Raw genomic sequence first — 25,883 nt, 5'->3', positions numbered from 1 at the left:
GACAGTTGTACTTCGGTTCAGTGGTGAGGGGCATCCGATGGGGTGCCCCTTCGAACGATTCGGGCATGTCTTTGGCCAGCGGTGCTTGTGCCCGGACCGGATTTAAACGGGAAAAAACATTATACACCCAAATATTTATGCCGCACGTCGTCGCTTGTGGCCAACTGCTCGGGGGTGCCTTGCCACACAATGTTCCCTTTGTTCATGATCATGATTTCGTCGGCAGTGCGCAGGGCGAGGTCAAGATTCTGTTCCACCACAAGGATTGCCAAGCCCGTTTGTTTCAGATGTTCAAGAATGTCCCCGATCTGGTCGATCACGACGGGGGCCAAACCCTCGGAAGGTTCATCCATCAGAAGAAGGTGCGGGTTGGTCATCAGTGCCCTAGCGATCGCCAACATCTGCTGTTGTCCTCCGGACAGTTGAGTACCTTGATTTTTCTCTCGCTCCTTTAGGATTGGAAAGAGTTCATAAACTCTTTCCAGATCCCAGTCTTTTGTTCCGGTGAACGGATTTGGGCGTGCGGACATGGTTAGATTTTCACGGATCGTCAAGGACGGGAAAATCCGCCTCCCCTGGGGGACCAAGCCCATGCCCAGTTGAGAGATTCGATGGGCTGGCAAATTCTGAATATCGGTGTCCAGAAACCGAATCCGACCTTGACGGCACCGAAGGAGGCCGCAGATGGTGTGAATGGTGGTTGTCTTCCCGGCACCGTTTCGGCCGAGAAGCACGGTGGATTTTCCTTCGGGCACTCGAAAAGACACCCCTTGTAAAATATGGCTCGTCCCGTAATAGGTGTGTACATCTTCAAGCTCCAGCACCGATTTTTGCCCCCCCTCCAAAGTAAATGCGTTTGACCATTTCGTTGCTCCGTATTTCTTCAGGGGTGCCGCTGGCAATCATTTCGCCATGATGCAGGACCGTCAAACGATCGGCAATGGAAAACACAACTTCCATATCGTGCTCAATCACCAGAAGCGCCATGGTTCCTGGGAGGTTTTGAATGAGCGCCACGGTTTCCAACGTTTCGGCGGGTGACATGCCGGAGGTGGGTTCATCCAGCAGCAGGATTCGTGGTCTGGATGCCAGGGCAAGCACGAGTTCCAACAAGCGCTGCTCACCATAGGAAAGGTTGTTCACCCGGACATTCCTCCGGTCGGTGAGCTTCCACCTCCTGAGAAGTTCTTCCGTTTCCTCACGAAGATCTCGATAACGGGACAAAGGCTTGAAAAGTCGAGAGCGATAAGGTTTGGTTGCGGCCACGGCCAGGTGGATGTTCTGTTCGACGGTCAAAGTGCCGAACAGGTTATTCTTCTGAAAAGTTCTTGCCAGCCCGAGATGCACCCGGCGATGGGAAGGGAAGTGAGTGATCTCTTCCCCACCGAGATATATTCGGCCTGCATCGATACGCTGTGAACCGGTGATGCAGTTGAACAAGGTTGTCTTTCCCGCGCCGTTGGGACCGATGATGACATGGCGTTCACCGGGCTGAACTTTCAGAGATACATCCCGAAGCACCCGAAGGCTCTTGAAAGATTTATTTATTCCTTCAATTGTTAACATATGCTCAACCCCTACTTCCCGTATAGATGGCCTGAAGAGGATTTTTGCAAGGATGCCTCTTTTTGCCTCACAAAGATTTTTGTTCTCGCCAAACCCACCCAGTGTACGATTCCGCCCCGACCGACGAGGACCAGGGTGACGAGCAAAGCCCCCAGAATGATGGGCCATCGTTCGGTGTAGCTGCTGATAAAGTTTTGGAGGATGATGAAGAGGGCCGCTCCCACGGCCGGTCCCATCAGTGTCCCGACCCCGCCAATGATCACCATCATCATGACTTGGCCGGAGAACATCCACCCGGTCAATTCAGGACTCACAAATAGATTGAAGTAGGCGTACAGCGAGCCGGCGAGGCCGGCTATGGCTCCGGCCACGGTATAAGCGAGCACCTTATAAAAACGAACATTGTATCCCAGGGCTGTCATGCGGTTTTCGTTGTCCATGACCCCTTGGACAATCCTGCCCGCCGGGGAGTTCACAAAAACGCGAAGGAATACATACACGATGACCATAGCGACGGCCATCACGGCATAAAGGGCAAGGGGTGAACCCAGTTCTCCGAAACCAAAATCGAGCGGTGCCGAGACTTTATGACCGTCCGCCCCGCCGGTCCATGATTTCAGTTGCCATACCAGGGCGAAAATCAACTGTCCGAACGCCACGGTGATCATCAAAAAATAAAAACGAGAGGTCCGGATAAAGATCATTCCGGTCACCCATGCGATAATCCCGGCCAGTACCATGGATAACGCAATCAGAACAATGGTGCTGGGGATTGCCGGTCCCAACAGGGCCACGGTGTACGCGCCGATGCCGAAAAAGGCCGCATGCCCCAGAGACACCAGTCCTGCATACCCCATGAGGAGTCCAAGACTCATGGCGAGGATGGCCATGATGTAAACTTCAGTGGCAAGATTCACTCCGTAATCGCCGAGGACCCATGGCAATGCAGCGGTCACCGCAACCAAAACAATGGCGGACAACAATGTTTTTTTCACGGTGCCACCTCTCTTCCGAACAATCCCCTGGGTCGAATCAACAGAATCACGACCATTAACAGAAAAATGACCAGCATTGAAAACGACGGGAACCAGACCTTCCCCAGCGTGTCTATGAGTCCGATGAGGAGTGCTCCAACGAAGGGCCCTTTCCACGATCCCAGTCCGCCCACGGTAACGACGATCAACGAAGTGACCAGAATGTCCCCGTCAAGACCCGTGTACACCCCGATCAGGGGGCCTCCCAACACCCCGCCAAGACCGGCCAATGCGGCACCAAAGGCGAACACACCGGTAAAAACAGCCCTCACATTGATTCCGAGGGCCGTCACCATCGCGCGGTCGTCAACGCCCGCCCGAATAATCGCCCCGATTCGGGTCCGGTTTTCCAACAACCAAAGGATAACGGCCAAAGCCCCTCCCACGGCGACAATGAATAGGCGGTACGCCGGGAAATCCACAGAACCCACGGATATGGAGAAGTCGAGAACACGGGGGACCGGAATCGTCTGAATGTCGGTTCCCCAGATCCATTTTGCCGCGTCCGACAACATGAAGGTCAGACCGAACGTTAAAAGCACCTGTTCCAGTTCCTTCCCGTATACCCGGTGGATCAAAAGGCGTTCAATGACGAGGCCCAGGATCGCCGTGACCCCAACTGAAAGTATCAAAGCAAGCCAAAAACCGAGATGTTTCGACACGAGGGTGTAGGCGACATAAGCGCCGATCAAGAAGAATGTGCCGTGTGCGAGATTGACCACGTTCATGACGCCCAGGATAATGGTTAAGCCTGCCGCGATCATGAAGTAGAGCATGCCGTAGGCCAAGCCCGTCAAGATCTGTACGAAGAGAATGGAAAGTGACATGTTTTCCCCCCTTGTGTCGTTTCCCCGCCGCGTGTTCCGGCTGAGTTGCGGTTCGGGCCTCCGGGGAGTTCCCCGAAGGCCCGCGGTCCTACTGCGCCGCTGGTGACGGGGTTTCCGGCATGGTGACGTTCGGGATCGTTTGACTCACCTGCGGAACAATTTTACCGTCGAGTTTAACGTTTTTTGCCACGTAAAAATTCTCAATCGGATTGTTGGTTTTGGGGTCAATGGTCACCGGCCCTCGGGGACTGTTGAAAGAAATCCCTTTGAGCACTTTTATCAAATCATCGGAACGGGTGCTCCCGGCTTTCGTAATTGCCAGGTCGATGACTTGGGCTGCGTCATAACCGTCGACCGCGAAGATATTGGGCAATTTGTTATATTTTTTCTGATAACTGGTGACAAAGGTTTGATTGACGTTGTTTTCGAGCCAGGGGGTGTACAGGACGCCGGAGATGATCCCCTCTGCCGCGTCACCGGCGGGATCCAGAATCAGATTGTCTCCCAATTCCAGGGTGCCGGTCAGCGGGATTTTTCCTTTAAGACCGAAATCGGCATATTGTTTGACGAATCGAATTCCGTCGCTGCCGGTCTCAAAAGAGTAGACAACATCGGGTTTCGTTTGAGCGATTGTCGTCAAGTAAGTGGCAAAATCGTTCGTGCCGAGTTTCGGGTACAATTCCTTGACCACCTTGCCGCCGGACGCCTCAAAGGCCGCCTTGAAGGCCTGGATCACCTCACGCCCAGCGGGATAATCCGGCGCGATGGTCACTGCGGACTTGCCTATGTTTTGGGCGATGTACTTTGCAACACTGCTCCCGTTTTGCCAATTGGAAAAGGAAACCCGATAGATGTAATCGCTCTTTTGCTTCCAGGACAGGTCATTGGCCGCCGCGTTCGGGTCGATTAAAACGATTTTGTCCTTTTCCACACCGTCTCGAAGCGCGTATGCCACGGCTGAGGAAATTGGTCCGACCAGAATGTCCACCTTGTCGCTGGTCACGAGCTGGCGGTATTTCCGCAGGGCCACTTGGGGATCTTCTTGATCATCCTCGAACTTGATCTCGACTTTCCGGCCCCCCAGCATTCCGTTGTGCTGGTCCAAATATAGCTGAAACCCGTTTCGGATACTCTCCGTGAGTGGGGCGAAAGTACCGGTGGCGGAGAGAATCATGCCAACTTTGAGGGTATCCGAGGAAGAGGTGGACGTGCCTTGCGGTGACTGGGTCCCGGTGGACGTCGTGCCTCCGCAGGCCGTCAGAGCCAGGCTGAGAGCAGAAGCTGCCAACACCGTTTTCCATTTGGAAAAGATAAAGTGTGACCGGGCGAATTTCACTTGTCATCCTCCCTGCTCAATTAGAATCCCATAATTCCATCAGCATAGATTTATGTTAATTTTTAAAGGAAGAGGATCAACCGTATTGTTTCATAATCTGAAAAAGGTTGAAAGGAGATGAGTACTCTGTGATCTATACTTTTGCCAGAAAAAAAGTGCGGTGTCGAACAAGGCGGACACAGGAGCCTGTGTTCTCGGAGGAGGTGGCACGGATGTTGAGTTCCGTCCGGAATATGGCCCGAGTGTTGCGGAGTTTCCGGCTTGACTGCCCGGAGTTGTCGTTGTCGGAGTTATCGAAGCGATTGGAGATTCCGCGATCGACAATGGCGAAGCTACTTACCACCATGACGGCGGAGGGGATGCTGGTCCGTAATCCGGCCAACGGAAAGTACTCCCCAGGCAAAAAGATGTTGACATTGAGTCGAGCGATTCTGTCTCATCAGGCATTGGTAAAAGAGGCCGGTCCATACCTCCGTTCACTGGCGGCGGGCACGGGATTGACGGCGCACCTGGCGTATTATGGCAGTGGAGAAATCGTGTGGACAGCAAAAGTTGCGGGATGGCGGAAGATTGATTTATATTCCAGAATTGGCCGCAGGGCGCCTGCCTATGCCCCCGCGTCGGGCAGAGCGATCTTGGCGTTCATCGGTGACAGTGAAGTAGAACGTGTTTTGAAGCTGAGATGGAAACGCCTGACCCCACACACAAACCTGTCGAAAGAGAATTTTATCGGGGAACTTAACAAAATTCGCGAGAGGGGTTATGCCATACAGTTTGAGGAGGTGGATATCCGTGTGGCCTCAATTGGCGTTCCGATTCTCACTCCGCTTGGCCAGCCGATTGGTGCCGTCAGTTTGGCATTTCCCGCCACCCCTGTTTCCGTCGGCGGTATGGAAAAGCTAGCGGATCTTGTAAAGAGGGCAGCCAAAAACATCGGGATGTTGTCGGTGTCTTGATTTCTCGGCGAAAGGAGGCGGAAATTATGCAGACTTCCAAGTCCACCCTGGTTACCGTCGGGAATGCATTGCGCTTGTTGAAGCTTTTTTCCCACGAAACCGCCGAAATTGGCGTGAACGAGATGAGCCGTGCCTTGATGTTGGCCAAAAGTACGGTTTCCCGCATGGTCTCCACTCTCGTCCAAGAATCTATATTGGAGAGAAATCCGGAGAACGGGAAATACAGATTGAATCCGTTATTGCTTGAGATCGGACTTATCGCACAGGAACGGTTTGGAAGAGAATCTGCGACGAATCCGCCGGAGGAGGGGCGGCATGAGCGGGGGAGTCCGTGAGGGGCGTCCGGATCCGGGCCCCCTGATTGGAGGGGGGCTGTGTTTCCGTCGAGCCCCCGAGCTCCTTTCTCGGTTCGCCCGTTACCAGTCAATGGGCATTCCCACATAGTTTTCGGCCAAGCTTGTGGCGGCGGCGCGGGACGACACGGTATATTCCAACTGGGCCAGTTGCAGTTTTTTCTCCAGCTGCGACTGTGTCGGGTCTGGATGCAGCATGGTGGTCATAAACCACGAAAAGTGTTCCGCTCTCCACACCCGGCGCAGGCAAGCTTCACTGTAACCATTCAGTCGATCTGTTTTGCCAGTCTCGTAGTACTGGACCAAACCCTGTGATAATTTCAGCACGTCCGCCGCGGCGAGATTTAGCCCCTTTGCGCCGGTGGGTGGGACGGTATGAGCGGCATCACCGGCGATGAACAGGCGCCCATATTGCATGGTCTCGCAAACGAAGCTGCGCATGGCCACGATATTTTTTTGGAAGATGGGCCCGTCGGTCAGTTGAAAACCGTCGGTGGTTTCCACGCGGGCGTGAAGTTCTGTCCAAATTCGGTCGTCGGACCAATTGGACAGGTTATCGTTCGGATCAACTTGGATGTAATAGCGCTGAATCCAGGGAGTTCTTGTGCTGAGCAGTGCGAATCCCCGTTCATGATTGGTGTACACCAACTCCGGTGCCGATACGGGGGCTTCGGTCAGAATCCCCAACCATCCGAATGGATACATTTTTAAATACTCTTTTCGGTTCGGAATGTAAGATCGACTTGGACCATGATATCCGTCGCAACCGGCGATAAAATCGCAGGATATTTCTTGAAACTCGCCAATTTTATCTTGTCGAAAACGGATTTTCGGAGCGGACGTATCGATATTGTGAAGGGTCACATCGCCGACGTTGAAAATGATCTGTCCACCGGCCTGAAGCCGCGCGGCAATCAGGTCTTTGAGGACTTCGTGCTGAGCGTAAATGGTCACCCGTTTTCCGTCCGTTAGTTCTTCAATGGGAATTCTGTGCCCCTTGCGATTGAAGCGCAGCTCAATGCCTCCATGAAACGTGCCTTCCCGCATCATGCGTTCCCCGACGCCGGTTTCGCGGAGAAGATCCACCACCCATTGTTCGAGAACACCGGCCTTAATCGTTCCTTCGATCTCTTCTCGGGTCTTGCGCTCGATAACAATTGACTCGATGCCTTCCAGATGCAGAAGATGAGAGAGAAGAAGACCGGCTGGCCCCGCGCCGATAATCCCCACCTGCGTGCGCATGTTATCCTCCCCCCGGTTCAGTGACATATAAGGGATCTTGGAAGATATCCTAGCTTTTTGCTTTCTTTGTGTGAACCGCGTTGTTCCTGTATAGGGGAGTCTTTTTCAAACCATCCTCGCGCCGAGACAATCGGGGCATTCGTGGGCCTGCCGGTCTTTCACCAATCCAGCAGACGCTTGGCTCCCGCATCCCATTCTTCCCCGAGGGGCCGGCTGCTCAGATCAAAAGGAAAGTCTGACCCGGGAACGATTCGGTCTGTACCGGCCACATCTCTCAACAGGGCCAGGGAAGCCGGATGCCACAACACGCTGTCATACCAAAACCGGCGAAGGGACGCCTCCGGAGACTCCTTAAGGTCGGCCGACACGTCCAGCCACTGTTCATATCCCTTTTGGATACGGCCGATCTGATATGGGAGAAAGCCGGCTCCGTGTGCAAGCAACATACGGGTATCCGGATACCGGTGTACAGTGCCGCTGAGGATCAGATCTGTTGCGCAGACCGTGGTTTCCCATGGAACGCCGATCAGATTCGCCATTTTTCTCTGCCGGAGGCGCGGATCGCCGCAAAGGAGCGGGTGAAGAAACACGATGGCTTTCCGCCGATCCGCTTCCTCCCAGAAAGGCCGAAACCGTTCATCACTGAGCAGTTGGCCGTTGACAGTGGTGGCGATGATCACTCCTTTAAGTCCGATGTCCATCGCCTCGGCCAGTACCTGAGCGGCCCGGGCCGGCTGTTGCAGAGGAACCGTTCCCAGGGCGGAGATCCGGTCCGGGTTTGTTCGTGCCAAATCCGCCAAGGCATGGTTGTATTCGCGGGACCATTCCTCAGCCGTCTCGGCCGAAGATTCATATAGAAAAAGTTGAGGGACCGGGGAAATCAAAGAATGAGCGATTCCGGCCCGTGCCTGTTCTTTAAGATAGATCTTCGGATCGTAAAAGGCTCGTTTGAGTTCGAATCCCCATGTACCGTTCACGATGAGAAACGGGTCGTCCTTGCCCGGAATGCGGCGAAATTCCGCTTGAATGTCACTTAGTTTTTTCAGTCGCTCCAAAACGGTATCGGGTATAAAATGCGTGTGCAGGTCGTACAAGGGCACTCTCCTTTTCATTGAAAGTCTAGCGGCGGGAGAACACCATGATCGGGTTCCCACTGCCGGATGATTGGGCGTAACCCAGGTACTCCGCATGGTACGCAGCGATTTCGCTCAACACGCCGAGAAGGACCGCCACGTGGCGGCCGCCGGATTCCACTTTGGCGGCTTGTGCGAAAGAAGGCAACATTTGGCGAACTTCTTCAAGTTTTTCATCTTGAAGAAGTTCAATGAACTTTTGATCCAGGGCCATTTCCATCGTGGTGGGCCATCGCTCGGGACCGCGGACCAGGTTGTGCGACAAGGCGCCGCTGGCGACGAAAGCGGCGCGGCGACCACTTTTTTTCAGAGTTTGTCCGATCACTTGCCCCCATTGATAACTCTCGTCCAGATCCGCGGACCAACACACGGAAAGCGGGACCACGGCGAGTTCTTCACGGGGGTCGAGGTAGCGAAGGGGTACCACGGTGCCGTAGTCCAACACATAGGCCGGGTCTTCGAAAGAGATCACTGGGATGCCCGCTGCACGACCGGCCTCGGCCAGGGCAATTCCCAAGTCCCTGTCGCCCCGGTACCGGTAAGGGACTTGGGAGATGAGATCAGGGCATTCCTCCGCGGTCAGCAACCCCTCGTGAACGGGGGTGGCATCCACATAATGATCAAAGGTGCTCATCCAATGGCACGAAATCGTGACCAATACCTCAATCTCGGCGTCGGACAGTTGCCCGGATGCCCGGTCCAGCGCGTGAACCAGCGGTTCTTGAAAAGGGGGGACACGGTCGCGATGGCACATCCGGGGTGTGTGGGTGCTCAAAATAGCCAGATCCATACTCATGGTTGCTCCCTCCGCATCGGTGATATGAATTCGATTTTAACTATAGCACCCTGAATCGATGGTTTCTTCAAGCGAATTTCACAAAACGAAACACGGGGGAGCTTTTGTTGTTGCCGCAGATTTCCGACAGTTCCCGGTTTCCATGTGGCCGGGACTATTGCCAGAGGGAAATTTTTTCAGATATCTGAGAGGCGGTTTTTTTGACGAGACGGACTAGGTTATCCGCATTTTCTGTTCGCATTCGGACTTCGGGGCCCGCGAGGCTCACCGCCGCCACAACTTGATCCTGACCATCCCGGATGGGGGCGGCGATGCAATACAACCCAATCTCATATTCTTCGTTGTCGATGGCGTAACCCCGTCGGCGAATGGTCTGCATTTCTTCATAGAATCTTGCGGGGTCGACAATGGTGTTGGGGGTCACGGCCTGCAATTGTTTCGCCGAGATCTGTTGCAGGTGTCGATCCGGCTGAAAAGCCAACTGGGCTTTGCCGAGACCCGTACAATGGGCCGGCATCCGGCCTCCGATTTTGGTTTCGATTCGAATGGCCCGTTGAGAGCGCAACTTGGCCAAATAGTACACCTCGGTTCCTTCCAAAACAGCGAGATGCACCGTTTCCCCGGTTATTTTTACCAGAGACTCCATAAATGGAGATGCGACCTGCAACAATTTTGAGAGCGGAGATACCGAACGCTCCCAGTCGAGGATCTTTGAGCCCAGTCGATATTTTTTTGCGGGGGTTTGAACGAGGACTTTGTGTTCACACAGGGATTTCACAATGTGATGAACAGTGCTCTTGTTCATGTTCAGTTGTACAGTCAGCTCCGAAATCCCCAACTCCGTCTTTTCCGGGGTAAAACAGTTCAAAATGTTGACGACATGATCGACGGATTTGATCATGGAGTTACCTCCCACATGTTCAATCGGCTTGTCGAAAGAGAGAATGTTTTCAATGGGCAGACTGAACCCCACGGTTACCCCTTCTTAAATTATTAACTCAATGGGCCTCAATTTCAAGTGGAATGTGCGATTGGACAAATCCATGCCATGTGTCAAGATTGTCGTTTCACGTCGGTCGAGGTTGGAGTATAGCGACAAATCAATGCACCTCCTTTTGTCGAGATGCGCACTTACTTTCGGCTTAGAGCGCTCTTAAAATTACAAATAGCCCCGCTGAAGTTTAACGAAATCTATAAGAAAGGAGCAATTCAGAAAAATGGGCATCATGCGACTGGGTAGAGTGGAGGCCCGGGTCCTGGATTTGGAGAAGAGCATTGACTATTATTCCAATGTCATCGGACTTCAGTTGATGGCCCGGGAAAATGGGAAGGCTTATTTCAAAGCTTGGGATGAAGAGGATCATCACAGTTTGATATTGACTGAAGCGGACCATCCGGGGCTGGTTCATCTCGCTTTCAAGGTGCGCTACGAACGCGAATTGGACGAATTCGAAAAAAAGCTGGAAAATTACGGTGTCCGCGTGAATCGGATCTCGAAAGGAACCCGGCTCGCGGAAGGAGAGGCCATTCGTTTTGAACTGCCTACCGGACATTTGGTGGAGTTGTACCACGAGATTGAGCGGGTGGGCAACGGGCTCAAACTGAATCCTGACCCATATCCGGAGAATCTGAAGGGGATTGCGCCTCCGCAGTTGGATCATCTTCTGATTGTCGGCGAAGATGTGGAGGGAGCCACCGATCTGCTCATGAAAGTGTTTGACTTTCATATGAGCGAAAGGATCATTACTCTGGACGGCGAGAAGCTGCTGGCGGTATGGCTGTTCCGGACCAACACTCCGCACGACATCGCCATTCTCAAAGGGCCGAACGGGAAATTGCACCATTTCGCGTTTACGCTGGGCAGCTGGAATGATGTGCTGCATGCCGCGGATGTGTTGGGCCGCAACAACGTGACATTCGACGTCACGCCGACTCGTCACGGCATCACCCGAGGAACGACGATCTATTTCTTTGACCCGTCCGGAAACCGAAACGAGGTCTTCAGCGGCGGGTATATTCCGCACGAAGATTTCACGCCGGTCACCTGGACCGAAGATCAGTTGGGCAAAGGGATTTTCTATCATATGAGGGAACTCAATGACCGATTTACCACCGCGCTGACCTGAGTCAGGCGAACCAGAAACAAGAACTGAGCGAGATTTGGAAAGGAGGAGCTGGGCGATGGCCGAGGGGTATCGGATTATGGTCCTTGAGGAAGGACGAGAATTCACATGTAAGCATGAGCAGGATGTTTTGGCGGCGGCCATCGCCCAGGGCGTCCGAAGCGTGAAGCGCGGATGCCGGGGTGGAGGATGTGGATTGTGCAAGGTGCAGGTGGTGGAGGGCTCGTATGAACTGGGAAAGTCTTCGGTGGCGGTCCTTCCGGAGGATGAGCGGCAGCGAGGGTTTGTTTTGGCGTGCAAGACCACCCCGAAGTCCGATCTGGTGATCCGCCTGACCAAAGACTCATGAGAAGGGGAGAAAGCCAATGGCGTTTCAGCCAAAGACCCTTGAACCGGTCCGAAAACAGCCCTGGGACTGGCTGACGAAAAATGAGTACGAAGAGGTAACCGTTCGGGAACAATCGTATCTCCACGGACAGTATCGGTTCAAGTACGGGAAAACGGATTATGACATCTATGATCCGCGGTTTACGCGAATCCGGGTGAAAGACTGGGACGCTTTCCGCGATCCCAAGCGCTATTGGTATGAAACGTACACCCTGAGCCGCAAGAAAATGGCGGAGGATGTGGAGGGGGTATTCGACCGGGCCCAGAAGCTGGGGATCTACAGCCGGGTCTCTGATTCGTGGAAAGAATTTGCCTGCGATTTTTATACCCCGCTTCGCCATTACGAATACGCCGGAGCGGTTCAACTCCAGTACGTGGTGCGTTATGCCATGGGTTGTCCAATCGAGCAGTCGGCGACCTATACCGCATTCGACAAACAAGGACGCGCGCAATGGTTGAGCACGTGGGCGCTGGAAGTCGTTGGCGACGAGGGGTTGCCGGTTTTGGAGCGTGGCAGGGAGCTCTGGGTGCACGACCGCGCCTACAATGGGCTCCGCCGGTATATGGAGCATGTCTTGGTCACCGAAGACTGGGCGGAGGCACTTGTGGCCCTGCACTTAACCCTGGGACCTTTAATCGACAGAATCTTATACCAAGAGATGAATGAAATGGCTTTGGCGCACCACGATACGGTCATCCCCGAGTTGGCGCTGGTGTGCGCGGAGCAGGTTCAGTGGCAGGAACAATGGACGGAATCCCTGTTCAAAATGGTGGCCGAGGATCCGACGCTCAGCCGTTGGGAATATCTCAAAGCGTTGGGCTATGAGAACTGGCCGGGGGATTATCGTTGGGGCAAGACCCTGAGCGACCCTCGTTTGACCCCCGAGGAGGAAAAAACGAACCGGGAGATTGTGGAATCCTGGGTGCAACATTGGCTGCCCAGGGCAGCGGAGGCGGTGAAGTCACTCCAAGCCCTCATGGATCGCCACGGCATCCCATTCTCGCTTGAACAATCGGTCGACCGGAATCTTCAGGAAAATATTTATCCAAAACTGCAACGAATGGGGATTCTTACACAAGAGCCTGCGTAAAAAAGGGAGGGTTCAGGGATGACGGTGGACCAGGGCCAATACGTGGGGATGGATTTGGACAAGAACGGCGGCCCCGTGGTGGATGCGATTGTCGAAGCTGTTCAGGCGGACAATGCCGGGGTTGAGTTGGTTGATTTCAATATCTATGTCAAAGTGAAATCGCCGCTCAAACTGTTGTTGCGACGGGAGAAGGTGGAGGAAGTCCTGGGACGGGACTGGTCGATGGATGAGTTGCACATCTATATGTCGTCGTATTTCGGCTTCATTGAAGAATGGGATGAAGATCATCTTTTAATTCGGTGGAATCGGGCGGACTGACAGGAGGAAAAAAGGAATCACGGGGAGGGTTCGAGATGGGGAAACTTTCGGCGGGTGCGCGGTACAAGGCGCTGACCAGGGACCTGATGTGGGACCCGAAAGATGTGGATTTTAAGCAGATTTATCCGTTGGTGGAGGCCGAGGGTATACGTATCAAAGATCCAAAGCGCTGGGAAGACCCTTTTCGCATGACTTTCAATCAATATGTCAAGATACAGGCAGAAAAGGAACATCTGCATCACGCGATCCGAAGTGCGTTTGAAGCCAACCATGGACATGCGCGGATCGTGGACAGCCGGTGGTTCGAAGGCGTCAAAGCTTTTGCGGTGGCCGTCCAGCCGGCGGAGTACTCGGCCCATCGTCTCATGGCCTACATTGGCCGCAACATTCCGATCGAGGCCATCCGTTTCGCGACCTTTAATCAAGCTGTGGACGAATTGCGGCATGCTCAAATCGAAATCAAGCATTACGCGCACATGAGCCGGTATTACGACGGTCTTCATGCGTATGCAAAGACGAACGAAAACCTGTGGTTCAACACCGTGCCTAAATCGTTTTTCGATGATGCCCTGACATCGGGCCCCTTCGAGGCACTGATCGCCATTTCGTTCTCGTTTGAATATGTGTTTACAAATATTTTGTTCCTGCCTTTTGCAGCTTCTGCGGCGGCCGTTGGGGATGAACATTTTGCATCGGTGGGCAAGAGCGTTCAATCGGATGAGTCCCGGCACATGGCCCTGGGGATGGCGGCGCTGAAGATGTTGCTGGAGGAAGACGATCGCAACGTCCCGATCGTACAGCGCTGGCTGGATAAATGGTATTGGCGTTGTTATCGGATCTTCTCTGTGATTTCAACCTTGGTGGATTACTATCCCCGGGTGCGTGCAATTTCGTGGAGAAAAGCATTTGAAATGTACGTGGAAGACCAAGTGCTGAACGGATTGTTTAAAGATCTCTACAAGTATGGAATCCGGCCGCCGCGGAATTTTGAGGATACAATTAAGGAGAAGGAGCATTATTCCCACGCAACGATGCGGATTCTTGATCATTATAAGCATGCGAACTATTTCCGCGGGTTCCGATTGCAGCCGGATGATTATGAATGGTTATCCCGGGAGTACCCAAACACTTTTGAACGCTATTATGCCCCCTTCTTCCGAAAAATGGACGATCATGTCATGGCGGTCGCGTCTCCCGGTCTGCCGGCGGTTTGCGCGGTCTGTCAAATTCCCTGCGAATTCCCGGACCCGGATCATCCGGATCGGATGTGGACGCAATATGCCGAGTACAACGGCAAGACGCACATGTTCTGTTCCCCCGGATGCAGGGATATCTTCCTGGAGGAACCGGAAAAATACATTCAGTGGTGGTGGCCGGCGGAATCGTATCTGTCCGGTGAGTTTGGACCTACTCTTCCCGATATGTTCGAATACTTCGGTTTTACTCCCGAAGAAGCCAACGAACATTATAGTTCCAGAGATTATCACCGGTGGGTCCGCTACCGGGAACAGTTGGGATTGGATAAAACCTTTGAAGTGGTGTAGAGAGGGGGAGGCGGCGTGTTCGTCTGGGTTCGCGTGACCTTTGATGACCGGTTTCTTTGTCACCAAGGGGTCCCTGCAGAGCCAGGGATGAAAGGGAAGGAATTGTTGGATGTCGTGAAGAAGATGTGGGAGCTACCCGAGGACAGGCCCTATCGCATGGTGCGCATCCATCCGAACGGCCTAAAGGAAATTGAACTCGAACGCACCCTTCGAGAAAATGGAGTCCGGGACGGGGATCCTGTCGATCTTGACGTGGCCTAAAAGGAGGAATGTCCTCATGTCTGAAGATCATGGGTCCGTACAAGTCGGACAGTACGTCGATGCCGGAGGAATACGCACGCATTACCACGTTCTTGGAGAAGGGCCGAATGTTCTTTTGATCCACGGGTCCGGTCCCGGAGTATCGGCGTGGGCCAATTGGGGAGGGGTTCTTCCTCGGTTGGCCGCCCGGTTTAGGGTGTACGCACTTGATGTCGTGGGCTTTGGCAAAACGGAGCGTCCCACCGCAATCGAATACCGACTCGAAACCTGGGTGAATCATGTAAAGAATTTCATGGATGCCGTCGGGGCTGTCCCGGCCATGATAGTCGGCAACTCCATGGGTGGGGCGGTGGCCCTTCGGCTGACGGCCCAGCATCCGGAATATGTGCGTGCCTTGGTGTTGATGGGAGCGGTTGGGGTGCCGTTCCGAATTACGGAAGGACTGGATGCGGTTTGGGGATACCGAGCCCGTGGCGTGGAGGAAATGGAACGCATTATGGATATCTTTGCGTTCGATAAATCCCTTCTGACTCCGGACCTGGCGAGGCTTCGTTACGAAGCCAGTCTGGAGCCCGAATCCCGGTCCGCCTATGAAGAAATGTTTCCGGAGCCGCGGCAGCGACACGTGGATGCGATGGTGACACCCGAAGAGGATATCCGGAATATTGTCCGCCCGACTCTGGTCATTCACGGGCGTGAAGATCAAGTGATTCCGGTGGACAACTCGTATCGGTTGTTTAATCTGCTTCCCTATGCCCAGCTCCACATTTTCGGACGTTGTGGCCACTGGACACAGATTGAGCGCCGAGATGAGTTCTGTGAATTGGTAGAAATGTTTTTTGGACGGGTGTCCCGAGGGAAAGCGGGGGCGTGATCGTTATGCAGCCCATGCCGTCGCGAAGGACGGACATTGTATGAAAGCCCATCGGTTACTTCTCGATCAATTGCTGGAGGTCAATCCCCGAACCGGTATCATCAGACTGAACGGGCACCGTATGGCTTTGATCGAGACCTCGGCACTGGGATTGTTGCGGAGAGATCTGGTGGCAACCCTGGGGATGGACCGGGCGAAGGGATTTTTAATGAGGTACGGATGGGCCTGTGGCCAGAGCGATGCCAAGGCCATCCGGACCATGTTCAACTGGGAGTCGAAGGACGAATTGTTTTTCGTTGGGCCTCAGTTGCACACGGTCGAGGGGATTGTGACCGTTGAGCCGCAGGAACTTCGTGTGGATTGGGAATCCGGTTCGTTGGTGTTTACAGGGGAGTGGCGGCATTCGTATGAGGCGGACGAACATTTGCGTCATTTTGGGGTGAGCGAGGAACCGGTTTGTTGGACATTGGTGGGTTATGCCAGTGGGTATCTGACAGAGATTTTCGGACGGCGGGTTTTGGTCTATGAACCGGAGTGCCGTGGCCGCGGCGACGCTCGGTGTCTGTACATGGCGAAGAGCTGGGAGCTGTGTACGGATGCCGAGCGCGCCCTCGGCCAATATTATGAAGCGGAATCGTTGGCCACCGAACTGGACAGGGCTTACCAGAGAATTTCTCTTCTCAATCAAACCTGGAAAGAGTCGATGGTTCTTCACAGAAGGCTGAGCGAACTCATGTTTGAGGAGAAATCACTGGATGAAATTGTTCAGGTTATCGGGGATGCCCTTCACCGCAGTGTTTTTGTTGAGAATCTGAAGGGACGGCTTTTGTCCGAGGCGGTTCTCGATCCGGATCACCGGCAGGTTTATCGAGAGTGGAAAGCCCAGTCCGGGGCGATCGCCAGAACGGGGAAAGAGCCGGCCGTCGGAAAACCGGAACACTGGGAGAGCGGAGGCAACTTTATTGAGGTCCTGCTGATCGGCACCTCCGCGAACCGATTCGGCCACCTTTGTGTGGTTGGCGCGAAACCGATGGGGGAAGGGGAGCTTATCCTCGCCGAGCGGGCCAGTAACATCTGTGCCATCCACCTGTTCCAGGAACGGCTGCTGATGAAAGAGGCGAGACTTCATTTGGCCGATTTTCTCGATGAAGTGATCGGCGGGAGACATGACGAACAGACCCTGGTTCGACGCGCGAGGTTGTTGGATATTAATCCTGAGGAACCGAGGCGGTTGGTGGCGTTCCGGGTCGAACAGGAAGAACAGATGATGGAGGTTTTTTATTTTCTACAACAGAAATACCCGGAATTTGAATTATTCCCTAAAAATGGATATTTAATCGGCCTGTATTCCGAGGTTCAGCGCCGTTCGGGAGATACGCCGGACGAGTTTCTCCAGTCGGTTTTCAACACCTGCCAGAAAAAATTTAAAGTGATCCGCATGTTGGCCGGATGCGGCCGGCTGGCGCAATCGGTTGTCAGCATAGGCCGGAGTTATGACGATGCCGTGAGTATTGTCGATTTTCTCGATGTTCTTGAAACGAGCGGCGTGCCTCTTCGTTCCCGCTTCGGGGTCTATGAACAGTTTCAAACCGTGTTGATACTCATGAAGGCCGCCTCCCATCAAGAGCTCGCCGATTTTTACCGATCTGTGTTGGGGCGTCTGGAAGCTTATGATCAGAAGCACCGAGGCGAATTGTTGACGACTCTGCGAGCGTATTTGGCCCATACCGGCAACATTCGAAAAGTCGCCGGTGCGCTGTATGTCTCGGAAACCGGCCTGCGATACCGTCTCCGCAAAATTGAGGAACTGTGCCGGATCAATTTGGATGATGGAGAAGATCGGTTCAAGATTCACTTGGCGTTACAGATTCACGACAGTTTACAAGTTCGGCGGAGTTCAGGTCCAACTCGCCGGGATCAACCAGAGCTGAATTGAACGAAAGGGTGTTCGCAATGAGCGTTGCACAACAATCGAGTGTCACCTTCAAGATCCGTGTGGAACCGCGGGGAGCCGAGATTCATTGCAGAGAAGGTCAAACCGTTCTGGATGCGATTCTGCGCAGCGGTCTGGCGGTTCCGTACGGCTGCAAACACGGGAACTGTTCCGCCTGTAAAGCAAAAGTCCTTGAAGGGGATTATCGCCTGATGGATCGGGTTTCTGAATTCGCCCTCATGGGTTTCGAGCGAGACGATGGGTACATTTTGATGTGCAGCACACTGCCGGAAAGTGATCTGGTCGTCGAAGTCGAGGAGGAGGACGAGGAACCGGGGGTGCAGTTGTTCCCGGTTCATGATTTTGCAGCGGTGGTACGGGAGAATCTCGCCTGTACGCACGACATCCACCGCATTCGTTTGGAACTGACGGAACCGTCAGATATTCCATACGCGGCCGGACAGTTTTTCGAATTCGCAATACCCCAATCGGACGAGGGACGGGCGTATTCGGTGGCAACCCGGTATCGAACCGGAGAACCTCTTGAATTTCATGTCAAACGGGTGCCCGGAGGACGGGGCTCCAATTACATGTGTGACCTGAAGCCGGGGGATCGGGTGAGGGGCTCGGGGCCTTACGGAAAAATGCAACTCCGGGATCGCAACAAGAAGCTTCTTTTCGTTGCCGGGGGCTCCGGGATGGCGCCCATCAAAGGTTTGATCGAGGAATTATTTGCCGGTCCTTATGAACACGAGGCGTGGTTTTTTTATGGCGCGCGCAAGGTACGCGATTTGTACCTGATGGATCTCTGGAGGGAACTGGAGCAGAAGCAAAGCAACTTCCATTTCATCCCTGCACTTTCCGAACGGGATCCCGAAGATGCCTGGGAAGGGGAGGAAGGATACATCGCCGATGTCGTTGAGAGGCATTTTGAACGATTCGACGGGATGGATGCGTATCTCTGCGGTCCTCCTGCGCTCATTCAGACCACACTAAAGGTGTTGTACAAAGGTGGACTGCGCAGTTCAAATATCTTTTACGACGAATTTTAGGCGATTTCATATTGTGAGAAACGCGGGTTGTACCCGCGAGCAACTCTTCTAAGATAAAAATAGCCACGGAACCAGTGAGAAATCTGTCAAGCCGAGAAAGGAAGAGATTCGATGGAACTGGTGCGGCATTTTATCGACGGGAAGTTTGTGGAGTCGGAAAACGGACGCAGGTTCGTGAATGTGAACCCGGCCACCGGAGAGGTGCTGGGCGAGGTGGCCGAGGGCGGAAAACCGGAGATTGACCGGGCGGTGGCGGCGGCCAGGAGAGCATTCGGCGAGTGGGGAAGGATGCCTGTGGCCAAGCGCTCGGCGATTCTCAATCGGATTGCGGACCTGATTGATGAAAACATGGAGGAACTGGCCCGCCTGGAGACCCTGGATACCGGCAAACCGCTGACATTGGCCAAAACGCTGGACATTCCGCGGGCCGCTTACAACTTCCGGTTCTTTGCGGATTTTGTCAAGGGGTTGGGTACCGAAGCATTTCAGATGGACGATGTGGCCCTCAATTATGTGTTGCGGCGTCCGGTTGGGGTGGCGGGGTTGATCTCGCCCTGGAATCTGCCGCTTTTATTGTTGACCTGGAAGGTGGCTCCATGTCTTGCCGCGGGCAATACATGTGTGGCAAAACCCGCGGAATTGACGCCGATGACGGCGACGAAATTGGCGGAGATTTGTCAGGAAGCCGGCTTGCCGGATGGGGTTTTTAACGTGGTTCACGGGTTCGGGCCGGATTCGGCGGGATCGGCATTGACCGAACATCCGGATGTGAATTTAATCTCCTTGACAGGCGAAACGTCCACAGGGAAAGCTGTGATGAAGGCGGCATCCGGAACATTGAAGCGGGTGGCCTTTGAACTGGGCGGCAAAAACCCGAATATCATTTTTGCTGATGCCGATCTGGACGATGTTGTGGAGACGACAGTTCGTTCCAGCTTTTCGAACCAAGGGGAAGTTTGTCTGTGCGGTTCCCGGGTGTATGTGGAACGGCCGATTTATGACGAGTTCCTGAGCAGAATGGTGGAGAAAGCCAAGAACTTGGTGGTGGGAGATCCTTTTGATGAGCGAACGAACGTCGGGGCGTTGATCAGTGAGGAACACCTTCACCGGGTTGAGGGCTTTATTGAGCGGGCGGTCAAGGAGGGCGGGCGAATCCTGGTTGGGGGCCGGCGGCCCGAGCACCTGACCCGGGGGTATTATCTGGAACCCACGATTATTGTCGATGTCGACCGCCGTTGCGAAATTGTACAGCAAGAGGTCTTCGGTCCGGTGATCACGGTTCAGCCCTTTGACACCGAGGAGGAAGTGATCGAACAGGCCAACGATACCCATTATGGTCTGAGCGCCACGATCTGGACCTCGAATCTCAAGCGGGCCCACCGGGTGGCGGCGCGGCTTGAGGCGGGGGTGATATGGATCAACACTTGGTTCCTGAGGGATTTGCGCACTCCGTTTGGCGGTATGAAACAAAGCGGCATTGGGCGGGAAGGCGGCGTTCACAGCTTTGAATTTTTCACAGAGCTGTCGAACGTGTGTGTGAAATTGTGAGGGGGTGAGGACGTGAGCGTCGGACCGGAAAAACTGGCCGCATGGGCTGAGCGATTGTTTCGGGCTGAGAAAGAACGCCGTCCCATTCCCCCGTTAACCGAAGCGGAATCCCGGATAACGGTGGAGGATGCATACCGGATCCAGTTGGAGGTTGTAAAGAAGAAGATAAATCTCGGAGAAGAGGTCGTGGGGCACAAGATCGGTTTGACCAGTCGGCCCATGCAAGAGATGTTCGGCGTGGGGGAACCCGATTATGGCCACCTGTTTCGCTCGATGGATTACCCGTCGGGTGCAGTGATTGACCATCCCCTCCTTCAACCGCGAGTGGAAGCGGAGATTGCCTTTATCTTGAAAAAGGATCTCGAGGGTCCTGGACTGGGAATTCATGACGTGCTCCGGGCTACGGATTACGTGGTTCCCGCCATTGAGGTGGTGGACAGCCGGATTGCCGACTGGCGGATTAAACTTCCCGACACCGTGGCGGACAATGCATCGTCAGGCTGTTTTGTACTGGGTACGCGGGCGACCCGGGTGGAAGATGTGGACCTGGAGCTCGTGGGAATGGCCCTTTTTGAAGACGGAGAGGTCGTGCAGACGGGAGCGGGGGCCGCGGTGTTGGGACATCCGGCTTTGGGAGTGGCCTGGCTGGCGAATAAAGTCGCGGCGTTCGGGACGACTTTGAAGGCGGGACACGTGGTTCTTTCCGGAGCGGTGAGCGCGGCGGTGAATGCCAAGGCGGGATCCCGATACGTGGTTAATTTTGGAAAAATGGGCAGGGTGGAAGCGATTTTTCCGAAGCTGGAGGGAGAGGCGTGAAACTCAAAGCGGCCATAGTTGGATCGGGTAATATCGGAACCGATCTCATGTTCAAACTCATGCGCAGTGACTGGCTGGAACCCCGCTGGATGATCGGGATTGATCCAGCGTCCGAAGGTCTGCGCAGGGCGGGACAAATGGGGTTGGAGACTTCTGCGGAAGGGCTCAAGGCAGCGTTGGATCAGGGAGTTCGCCCGGACATCGTGTTTGATGCCACCAGCGCCAAAGCTCATGTGCGCCATGCCAAGTTGCTCAAAGAGGCGGGAATCCAGGCCATTGACCTGACACCGGCCGCCCGTGGGCCTTACGTGATCGCGGCGGTGAACCTAAAGGAACACCTCGACGCGCCGAATGTGAACATGGTGACCTGTGGAGGCCAGGCGACCACCCCCATGGTTTACGCCGTAAGCCGGGTGGTGGGGGTTTCCTACGCCGAGATCGTGGCGACCATTGCCAGTAAAAGTGCGGGGCCCGGAACACGCCAGAACATTGATGAGTTTACGGAGACGACCGGAAAAGCTCTTGAGGTTATCGGCGGTGCGAGAAAAGGCAAGGCGATCATCATTCTCAATCCGGCCGAGCCGCCGATTCTCATGCGGGACACCATCTACTGCCTGATCGACGAGACCGGAGAGGATGTGTATGAACGGATTGACCGGTCGATTCGTGAGATGGTGGCTCATGTTCAAGAGTTTGTCCCGGGATATCGCCTGAATCGGGATCCGATCTACCGGGATAACCTGGTCAGCATCTCCATTGAAGTGGAGGGGCTGGGGGATTTTCTCCCTGTTTATGCGGGGAATCTCGATATCATGACGGCTGCTGCGACCAAGGTGGGCGAGGAATTCGCCAAGAATCGCTTGGCGGTCCAACATTGAGGGGGGCGGGAGGACGATCATGGGAAATCGGACGATACGGGTCACGGATGTGACGCTGAGAGACGGAATGCACGCGGTTCGCCACCAGTTTAGTGTGGAAGATGCCCGGGCCATCGCGGGTGCCCTGGATCGGACCGGAGTGGCGATCATTGAAGCCACCCACGGAGACGGTTTGGGAGGCAGCTCCGTCCAGTACGGATTTTCAAAGGAAACGGAAGAGGACTACCTGCGGGCGGTGTGCGAAACGGTCCGCAACAGTAAGGTTGCGGCCCTGCTTTTGCCGGGAATCGGGACCGTCGAGCACATGAAGAGGGCTGCGGATACAGGAATTCAAGTCATTCGCGTGGCCACCCATTGTACGGAAGCGGATATTTCTGAACAGCACATTGGAGAAGCGCGAAAGATGGGGCTTGAGACCGTGGGTTTTCTGATGATGTCCCATATGGTCCCGGCGGGTGTGTTGGTGGAAGAGGCGAAAAAAATGGCTTCTTACGGGGCACAAACGGTATACGTGGTGGATTCGGCGGGGGCCATGTTGATGGGTGAAGTCCGGGAGAAGGTCACCGCGTTGCGGGAAGCTCTGCCGGACGAGGTGGAGGTAGGGTTTCACGCCCACAATAATCTCGGGGTCTCGGTGGCGAATTCCCTTGCGGCAGTGGAAGCGGGTGCAACGAGGATTGACGCCAGTCTTGCGGGCCTCGGGGCCGGTGCCGGGAATACCCCGTTGGAGGTTTTCGCGGCGGTGGCGGAAAAAGCGGGCATTGATACAGGGGTTCGCCTGTATCCTGCGATGGACGCGGCGGAGGATGTGGTTCGCCCGAGGATGGCGCGGCCGGTACAGACGGACCGGGTGAGCCTGACAATGGGATACGCCGGGGTCTACTCAAGCTTCTTGCTGCACGCGTTCCGTGCTGCGGAACAGTTTGGCGTGGATGCGCGGGATATCCTGGTCGAATTGGGCAAACGAAAGGTGGTCGGCGGTCAGGAGGACATGATCGTGGATGTGGCGGTGGAGCTGGCCAAACGTAAAGAGGTTGGCGCCGCGGGCCGCTGAACATCGGTGGCCTCGTTGGGAAAGGCGCGAACCGGGCGGAAGGCTCCATGTCCCGGCCCATGGGCCTGTGACCGTGAACCGTGGCCCTCGCAGAGAGAAAGGGGATGAACGGATGCAGGATGTGGACTTGGATGCGCTGGCGCAGCGGGTGAATGAGCATCAGCGCAAAGGCTTGGCCATGAGAAAGCTAACGCTTGAATACCCGGAACTGACGGTGGAACAGGCATACCGCATACAGGCATTGGCCGTGGAAAGAGATCTGGCCGCGGGCGACAGACTTATCGGATGGAAAATGGGACTGACCAGTCGGGCCAAACAAGTATCCGTGGGTGTGGACGAACCGATCTATGGTCGATTGCTGGGCGCAATGGAATTGAAAACACCCATTCTCTCGGTCACGGGTTTGGTGCATCCTCGAGTGGAACCGGAGTTGGCGTTGGTGCTCAAGGGCCGGCTGGAGGGCGATTCCATCACACCGAGAGATGTGTGGCGGGCCACGGAGTGTGTAGTTCCGGCTCTTGAAGTGATCGACAGCCGGTATGAAAATTTTTCGTTCACATTGGTGGATGTGGTGGCAGATAACGCATCGTCTTCCCGCTTTTACTTGGGCGAACAAGGATTCTCCCCGTACCACACCCAGTGGGACGAGGTCGGCGTCGTGGTTCGCAAGAACGGCACGGTGGTTCAAACCGGGGCGGGCGCGGCGGTACTGGGTCATCCGGTGAGGTCCGTGGTGATGCTCGCGCAGATGTTGGCCCGGGAAGGATTGGCTCTGGAACCCGGTATGGTGATCTTGACAGGCGGCATCACCGAAGCGGTTTCCGTGGCGCCGGGGGATCGGCTCCAGGTGGCTTTTGACGGCCTTGCCACTTTAGAGCTGCGCGTGGAGTGACGACATAAAGCGCAATCCGGTAACAAGGGGGGACGGGAATTGCCTCTGGTACAGCTGCATATCCTCGAAGGGCGGTCACCCGAAATGAAGAAACGGGCTATTGAAGAGGTGACGGAGGCCCTTCATCGGAGTCTGGGAGCGCCAAGGGAGAATATCCGCGTGGTCATCTACGAGATTCCGAAAAGCCATTGGGCTGTCGGCGGGGTCACCATGGAGGACAAACAGACGAAGAAACACGAGCCCCCGAACGGCTCGTGAGCGGGATGCGAGGTGAACGGGCATGAGACCGAATGAACCGGTTCGATCCACCTTCGCCCTGAACCACAACACGGCGATGGCGATGGTTCAGGCGGCTGAAGCAAAAGCGCGGGAGATCGGAGTTCGTTTGAATATCGCGGTGGCGGATGCCGGAGGCAATCTCCTGGCCTTTTTGCGAATGGACGGCGCGCCCCTTTTGAGCGGAGAGATCGCCCGAAACAAGGCATACACGGCGGCGGCTTTTGGCAAGGCGACAGGGGATTGGTATGGGTTTATTAAAGATGAACCGGCTCTTTTGCACGGGATTGTTCACACGGACCGCCTGGTGATTTTTGGTGGGGGATTGCCCATTTATTATGGCGAGCATCTGCTTGGCGGGATCGGCTGTTCGGGGGGATCTTCCGAAGAGGATACGATCTGTGCCAGGGCGGGGCTGGCGGTGCTTGAAAATCACTCGAGTTCTTAAGAGAATCCTACTGAACGAAGACAGTTTGTGAATCGTCGAACAGATGGCAGCTATAGGAGACCCCAAAGGGGTCTCTGTTCATCAGTCGACAACTTAAGAATTCCTGTATAATTCCTTGTAAGAGACAAGGAGGGAGAGCACAGATGGATGCCATGACGTTTCGGCAAGTGATGGGGTTGTTTGGTACTGGGGTGACGGTGGTGACGGTGCCGGACGGGGACGGGGCCCACGGAATGACGGCCAATTCCTTCACGTCGGTGTCCCTGGATCCGCCGCTGATCCTGGTCTCGGTCGACCGGCGGGCCCGCACCCACGAGCTCATTCGGGAGGCCGGGAGGTTTGGGGTGAGCATCTTGCGGGAGGAACAGGAGGGAGTATCTCGGCATTTTGCCGGTAAACCGGATCCCGCGGTGGCGGCGGCTCTGGAGTATGAATGGCCCGAAGACATTCCGGTGTTGGCGGGAAGTCTGGCCCAGATCGCGTGCCGATTGTGGGCGGAATACGACGGCGGGGATCACACCCTTTATGTGGGAGAGGTTCTGTACCTGGCCGCCAATGAAGGACGGCCCCTGTTATTTTTCCAGGGACGGTATCGGAGACTTGGGGAGAATTTGTGAACGCCGCTCATATACATAAAGCAGGTTGTCGGTCACCGCAGCCTAAACCCGGTCCATTTGGTGAGGAGGGGACGGCGATGTGGAGGCATTGGCTGAGCCTGCTGATCGGAATCTGGCTTTTTATTTCTCCGTGGGTCATCGATTTGTCGAATCGGGTGGCGACGACGTGGGATTTTGTCATTGTTGGGATTTTGGTTTTTATCCTGAGCATTGTGGATTTGTCCCAGGGAAGAGGTGCGCCTTGACGGTCAGGGGTTGAGCCTTTGTGGTTCGATCCCGGGCTTTGGGCGGAAGCCGCTGACGCCGCGTCCGGTTTGCACAGGCAAGTGCCCATTGACCCACTTCCTTTTACCAGTTACGGCTGCGGGGGAGTCCCGGAGCCGTATTGTTCGTGAGGACCGCCCTGAAGGTAGGCGATGTCTCATAAGGGGCCGGGTGGGGCCCCAGGACGTGGGTTCACCCCCTTTCGGGTTGCCCGAAGAGGACGAGGACACGTCAGGGTCTGGGTGCCCTGCGGTTGGCTTGCGT

General features: G+C 54.9%; 29 protein-coding genes. 20 read left to right on the top strand and 9 right to left on the bottom strand.

Going from position 1 to position 25,883, the window contains the following annotated elements; genetic code table 11:
- Window positions 1-119: 119 nt before the first annotated feature.
- From K6T64_RS04810 to K6T64_RS04790, 5 genes are all read right to left on the bottom strand, one after another.
- A complete protein-coding gene (locus K6T64_RS04810) occupies window positions 120-824 on the bottom strand; it encodes an ABC transporter ATP-binding protein (RefSeq protein ID WP_288008789.1) in 705 nt (234 codons plus the stop codon).
- On the bottom strand, window positions 811-1,566 hold the full coding sequence (locus tag K6T64_RS04805; protein ID WP_288008788.1) for an ABC transporter ATP-binding protein: 756 nt from the start codon (window positions 1,564-1,566) through the stop codon (window positions 811-813). Before K6T64_RS04805 ends, K6T64_RS04810 begins: the two co-directional genes overlap by 14 nt.
- Before the next feature lie 11 nt (window positions 1,567-1,577).
- Window positions 1,578-2,561, bottom strand: coding sequence for a branched-chain amino acid ABC transporter permease (locus K6T64_RS04800; protein ID WP_288008787.1), 984 nt, complete (start codon window positions 2,559-2,561; stop codon window positions 1,578-1,580).
- Window positions 2,558-3,427 carry a branched-chain amino acid ABC transporter permease gene (locus K6T64_RS04795; protein ID WP_288008785.1) on the bottom strand — a complete coding sequence of 290 codons (870 nt, stop codon included), beginning with the start codon at window positions 3,425-3,427 and terminating at the stop codon, window positions 2,558-2,560. Before K6T64_RS04795 ends, K6T64_RS04800 begins: the two co-directional genes overlap by 4 nt.
- An 88-nt stretch (window positions 3,428-3,515) precedes the next feature.
- Window positions 3,516-4,763: an ABC transporter substrate-binding protein gene (locus K6T64_RS04790; protein WP_288008784.1), complete on the bottom strand. Its 1,248-nt coding sequence runs from the start codon at window positions 4,761-4,763 to the stop codon at window positions 3,516-3,518.
- A 212-nt stretch (window positions 4,764-4,975) separates the two neighbouring features.
- Here K6T64_RS04790 and K6T64_RS04785 point away from each other — a divergent pair, with 212 nt between their 5' ends.
- The gene (locus K6T64_RS04785; protein ID WP_288008783.1) at window positions 4,976-5,719 is read left to right on the top strand and encodes an IclR family transcriptional regulator; all 744 of its coding nucleotides are present in this window, start codon (window positions 4,976-4,978) and stop codon (window positions 5,717-5,719) included.
- Between the two features lie 26 nt (window positions 5,720-5,745).
- Complete coding sequence (locus K6T64_RS04780; protein WP_157935494.1) at window positions 5,746-6,054, top strand: helix-turn-helix domain-containing protein; 309 nt, start codon at window positions 5,746-5,748, stop codon at window positions 6,052-6,054.
- Window positions 6,055-6,135: 81 nt separating this feature from the next.
- Here the strand turns inward: K6T64_RS04780 and K6T64_RS04775 are convergent, their stop codons facing one another.
- From K6T64_RS04775 to K6T64_RS04760, 4 genes are all read right to left on the bottom strand, one after another.
- Window positions 6,136-7,314: a 4-hydroxybenzoate 3-monooxygenase gene (locus tag K6T64_RS04775; protein WP_288008782.1), complete on the bottom strand. Its 1,179-nt coding sequence runs from the start codon at window positions 7,312-7,314 to the stop codon at window positions 6,136-6,138.
- A 158-nt stretch (window positions 7,315-7,472) separates the two neighbouring features.
- The gene (locus K6T64_RS04770; protein ID WP_288008781.1) at window positions 7,473-8,408 is read right to left on the bottom strand and encodes an amidohydrolase family protein; all 936 of its coding nucleotides are present in this window, start codon (window positions 8,406-8,408) and stop codon (window positions 7,473-7,475) included.
- A gap of 25 nt (window positions 8,409-8,433) precedes the next feature.
- Window positions 8,434-9,243 (bottom strand): DODA-type extradiol aromatic ring-opening family dioxygenase, encoded by an 810-nt coding sequence (locus K6T64_RS04765; RefSeq protein WP_288008779.1) that lies wholly within the window; start codon window positions 9,241-9,243, stop codon window positions 8,434-8,436.
- A 154-nt stretch (window positions 9,244-9,397) separates the two neighbouring features.
- Window positions 9,398-10,144, bottom strand: a complete 747-nt coding sequence (locus K6T64_RS04760; protein ID WP_133121293.1) for an IclR family transcriptional regulator — start codon at window positions 10,142-10,144, stop codon at window positions 9,398-9,400.
- Between the two features lie 316 nt (window positions 10,145-10,460).
- Between K6T64_RS04760 and K6T64_RS04755 the strand changes: the two genes are divergently transcribed.
- The 18 genes from K6T64_RS04755 to K6T64_RS04670 all read left to right on the top strand — a co-directional run bounded on the left by K6T64_RS04755 (window position 10,461) and on the right by K6T64_RS04670 (window position 25,600).
- Entirely contained in the window at window positions 10,461-11,369 is a 909-nt protein-coding gene (locus tag K6T64_RS04755; protein ID WP_288008777.1) for a catechol 2,3-dioxygenase, read from the top strand.
- 55 nt (window positions 11,370-11,424) lie between these two features.
- On the top strand, window positions 11,425-11,715 hold the full coding sequence (locus tag K6T64_RS04750) for a 2Fe-2S iron-sulfur cluster-binding protein (RefSeq protein ID WP_288008776.1): 291 nt from the start codon (window positions 11,425-11,427) through the stop codon (window positions 11,713-11,715).
- 16 nt (window positions 11,716-11,731) lie between these two features.
- Window positions 11,732-12,844: a ferritin family protein gene (locus tag K6T64_RS04745; protein WP_288008775.1), complete on the top strand. Its 1,113-nt coding sequence runs from the start codon at window positions 11,732-11,734 to the stop codon at window positions 12,842-12,844.
- Window positions 12,845-12,862: 18 nt separating this feature from the next.
- Window positions 12,863-13,162 (top strand): MmoB/DmpM family protein, encoded by a 300-nt coding sequence (locus tag K6T64_RS04740; RefSeq protein ID WP_288008774.1) that lies wholly within the window; start codon window positions 12,863-12,865, stop codon window positions 13,160-13,162.
- A gap of 35 nt (window positions 13,163-13,197) precedes the next feature.
- Window positions 13,198-14,706 carry a YHS domain-containing protein gene (locus K6T64_RS04735; protein WP_100668224.1) on the top strand — a complete coding sequence of 503 codons (1,509 nt, stop codon included), beginning with the start codon at window positions 13,198-13,200 and terminating at the stop codon, window positions 14,704-14,706.
- Window positions 14,707-14,721: 15 nt separating this feature from the next.
- The gene (locus K6T64_RS04730) at window positions 14,722-14,967 is read left to right on the top strand and encodes a hypothetical protein (RefSeq protein ID WP_288008773.1); all 246 of its coding nucleotides are present in this window, start codon (window positions 14,722-14,724) and stop codon (window positions 14,965-14,967) included.
- 16 nt (window positions 14,968-14,983) lie between these two features.
- The gene (locus tag K6T64_RS04725; protein ID WP_100668222.1) at window positions 14,984-15,841 is read left to right on the top strand and encodes an alpha/beta fold hydrolase; all 858 of its coding nucleotides are present in this window, start codon (window positions 14,984-14,986) and stop codon (window positions 15,839-15,841) included.
- Window positions 15,842-15,881: 40 nt separating this feature from the next.
- Window positions 15,882-17,777, top strand: coding sequence for a XylR N-terminal domain-containing protein (locus K6T64_RS04720; protein WP_288008772.1), 1,896 nt, complete (start codon window positions 15,882-15,884; stop codon window positions 17,775-17,777).
- Between the two features lie 17 nt (window positions 17,778-17,794).
- Window positions 17,795-18,826: an NADH:ubiquinone reductase (Na(+)-transporting) subunit F gene (locus K6T64_RS04715; protein WP_288008771.1), complete on the top strand. Its 1,032-nt coding sequence runs from the start codon at window positions 17,795-17,797 to the stop codon at window positions 18,824-18,826.
- A gap of 111 nt (window positions 18,827-18,937) precedes the next feature.
- Window positions 18,938-20,374 carry an aldehyde dehydrogenase gene (locus K6T64_RS04710; RefSeq protein WP_288008770.1) on the top strand — a complete coding sequence of 479 codons (1,437 nt, stop codon included), beginning with the start codon at window positions 18,938-18,940 and terminating at the stop codon, window positions 20,372-20,374.
- A 12-nt stretch (window positions 20,375-20,386) separates the two neighbouring features.
- Window positions 20,387-21,190, top strand: coding sequence for a 2-keto-4-pentenoate hydratase (locus tag K6T64_RS04705; RefSeq protein ID WP_288008769.1), 804 nt, complete (start codon window positions 20,387-20,389; stop codon window positions 21,188-21,190).
- Entirely contained in the window at window positions 21,187-22,068 is an 882-nt protein-coding gene (locus K6T64_RS04700; protein ID WP_100668217.1) for an acetaldehyde dehydrogenase (acetylating), read from the top strand. Before K6T64_RS04705 ends, K6T64_RS04700 begins: the two co-directional genes overlap by 4 nt.
- Before the next feature lie 19 nt (window positions 22,069-22,087).
- On the top strand, window positions 22,088-23,122 hold the full coding sequence (gene dmpG / locus K6T64_RS04695) for a 4-hydroxy-2-oxovalerate aldolase (RefSeq protein WP_100668216.1): 1,035 nt from the start codon (window positions 22,088-22,090) through the stop codon (window positions 23,120-23,122).
- Between the two features lie 112 nt (window positions 23,123-23,234).
- On the top strand, window positions 23,235-24,014 hold the full coding sequence (locus tag K6T64_RS04690) for a 2-keto-4-pentenoate hydratase (RefSeq protein WP_288008768.1): 780 nt from the start codon (window positions 23,235-23,237) through the stop codon (window positions 24,012-24,014).
- Window positions 24,015-24,053: 39 nt separating this feature from the next.
- Window positions 24,054-24,272 carry a 4-oxalocrotonate tautomerase gene (locus K6T64_RS04685; RefSeq protein WP_100668214.1) on the top strand — a complete coding sequence of 73 codons (219 nt, stop codon included), beginning with the start codon at window positions 24,054-24,056 and terminating at the stop codon, window positions 24,270-24,272.
- 22 nt (window positions 24,273-24,294) lie between these two features.
- The gene (locus tag K6T64_RS04680; RefSeq protein WP_100668213.1) at window positions 24,295-24,738 is read left to right on the top strand and encodes a GlcG/HbpS family heme-binding protein; all 444 of its coding nucleotides are present in this window, start codon (window positions 24,295-24,297) and stop codon (window positions 24,736-24,738) included.
- A 143-nt stretch (window positions 24,739-24,881) separates the two neighbouring features.
- The gene (locus K6T64_RS04675; RefSeq protein ID WP_288008767.1) at window positions 24,882-25,355 is read left to right on the top strand and encodes a flavin reductase family protein; all 474 of its coding nucleotides are present in this window, start codon (window positions 24,882-24,884) and stop codon (window positions 25,353-25,355) included.
- Between the two features lie 77 nt (window positions 25,356-25,432).
- Window positions 25,433-25,600: an SPW repeat protein gene (locus K6T64_RS04670; protein WP_100668211.1), complete on the top strand. Its 168-nt coding sequence runs from the start codon at window positions 25,433-25,435 to the stop codon at window positions 25,598-25,600.
- Window positions 25,601-25,883: the final 283 nt, after the last annotated feature.

Origin of the sequence: Kyrpidia sp., assembly GCF_023512215.1 — a bacterium.
In the GTDB taxonomy this organism is placed as follows: Bacteria; Bacillota; Bacilli; order Kyrpidiales; family Kyrpidiaceae; genus Kyrpidia; species Kyrpidia spormannii.
The sequence above is the reverse complement of the archived record's forward strand: the minus strand, read 5'-3'. Positions and strand labels throughout refer to the sequence as shown.

What these genes read in the sequence shown, in the direction of transcription:
- K6T64_RS04805 (WP_288008788.1), bottom strand. Translation starts at nt 1,566, where the DNA reads ATGTTAACAATTGAAGGAATAAATAAATCTTTCAAGAGCCTTCGGGTG.
- K6T64_RS04795 (WP_288008785.1), bottom strand. Translation starts at nt 3,427, where the DNA reads ATGTCACTTTCCATTCTCTTCGTACAGATCTTGACGGGCTTGGCCTAC.
- K6T64_RS04785 (WP_288008783.1), top strand. Translation starts at nt 4,976, where the DNA reads ATGTTGAGTTCCGTCCGGAATATGGCCCGAGTGTTGCGGAGTTTCCGG.
- K6T64_RS04780 (WP_157935494.1), top strand. Translation starts at nt 5,746, where the DNA reads ATGCAGACTTCCAAGTCCACCCTGGTTACCGTCGGGAATGCATTGCGC.
- K6T64_RS04775 (WP_288008782.1), bottom strand. Translation starts at nt 7,314, where the DNA reads ATGCGCACGCAGGTGGGGATTATCGGCGCGGGGCCAGCCGGTCTTCTT.
- K6T64_RS04765 (WP_288008779.1), bottom strand. Translation starts at nt 9,243, where the DNA reads ATGAGTATGGATCTGGCTATTTTGAGCACCCACACACCCCGGATGTGC.
- K6T64_RS04760 (WP_133121293.1), bottom strand. Translation starts at nt 10,144, where the DNA reads ATGATCAAATCCGTCGATCATGTCGTCAACATTTTGAACTGTTTTACC.
- K6T64_RS04755 (WP_288008777.1), top strand. Translation starts at nt 10,461, where the DNA reads ATGGGCATCATGCGACTGGGTAGAGTGGAGGCCCGGGTCCTGGATTTG.
- K6T64_RS04750 (WP_288008776.1), top strand. Translation starts at nt 11,425, where the DNA reads ATGGCCGAGGGGTATCGGATTATGGTCCTTGAGGAAGGACGAGAATTC.
- K6T64_RS04745 (WP_288008775.1), top strand. Translation starts at nt 11,732, where the DNA reads ATGGCGTTTCAGCCAAAGACCCTTGAACCGGTCCGAAAACAGCCCTGG.
- K6T64_RS04740 (WP_288008774.1), top strand. Translation starts at nt 12,863, where the DNA reads ATGACGGTGGACCAGGGCCAATACGTGGGGATGGATTTGGACAAGAAC.
- K6T64_RS04735 (WP_100668224.1), top strand. Translation starts at nt 13,198, where the DNA reads ATGGGGAAACTTTCGGCGGGTGCGCGGTACAAGGCGCTGACCAGGGAC.
- K6T64_RS04725 (WP_100668222.1), top strand. Translation starts at nt 14,984, where the DNA reads ATGTCTGAAGATCATGGGTCCGTACAAGTCGGACAGTACGTCGATGCC.
- K6T64_RS04720 (WP_288008772.1), top strand. Translation starts at nt 15,882, where the DNA reads ATGAAAGCCCATCGGTTACTTCTCGATCAATTGCTGGAGGTCAATCCC.
- K6T64_RS04715 (WP_288008771.1), top strand. Translation starts at nt 17,795, where the DNA reads ATGAGCGTTGCACAACAATCGAGTGTCACCTTCAAGATCCGTGTGGAA.
- K6T64_RS04710 (WP_288008770.1), top strand. Translation starts at nt 18,938, where the DNA reads ATGGAACTGGTGCGGCATTTTATCGACGGGAAGTTTGTGGAGTCGGAA.
- dmpG (WP_100668216.1), top strand. Translation starts at nt 22,088, where the DNA reads ATGGGAAATCGGACGATACGGGTCACGGATGTGACGCTGAGAGACGGA.
- K6T64_RS04690 (WP_288008768.1), top strand. Translation starts at nt 23,235, where the DNA reads ATGCAGGATGTGGACTTGGATGCGCTGGCGCAGCGGGTGAATGAGCAT.
- K6T64_RS04680 (WP_100668213.1), top strand. Translation starts at nt 24,295, where the DNA reads ATGAGACCGAATGAACCGGTTCGATCCACCTTCGCCCTGAACCACAAC.
- K6T64_RS04675 (WP_288008767.1), top strand. Translation starts at nt 24,882, where the DNA reads ATGGATGCCATGACGTTTCGGCAAGTGATGGGGTTGTTTGGTACTGGG.
- K6T64_RS04670 (WP_100668211.1), top strand. Translation starts at nt 25,433, where the DNA reads ATGTGGAGGCATTGGCTGAGCCTGCTGATCGGAATCTGGCTTTTTATT.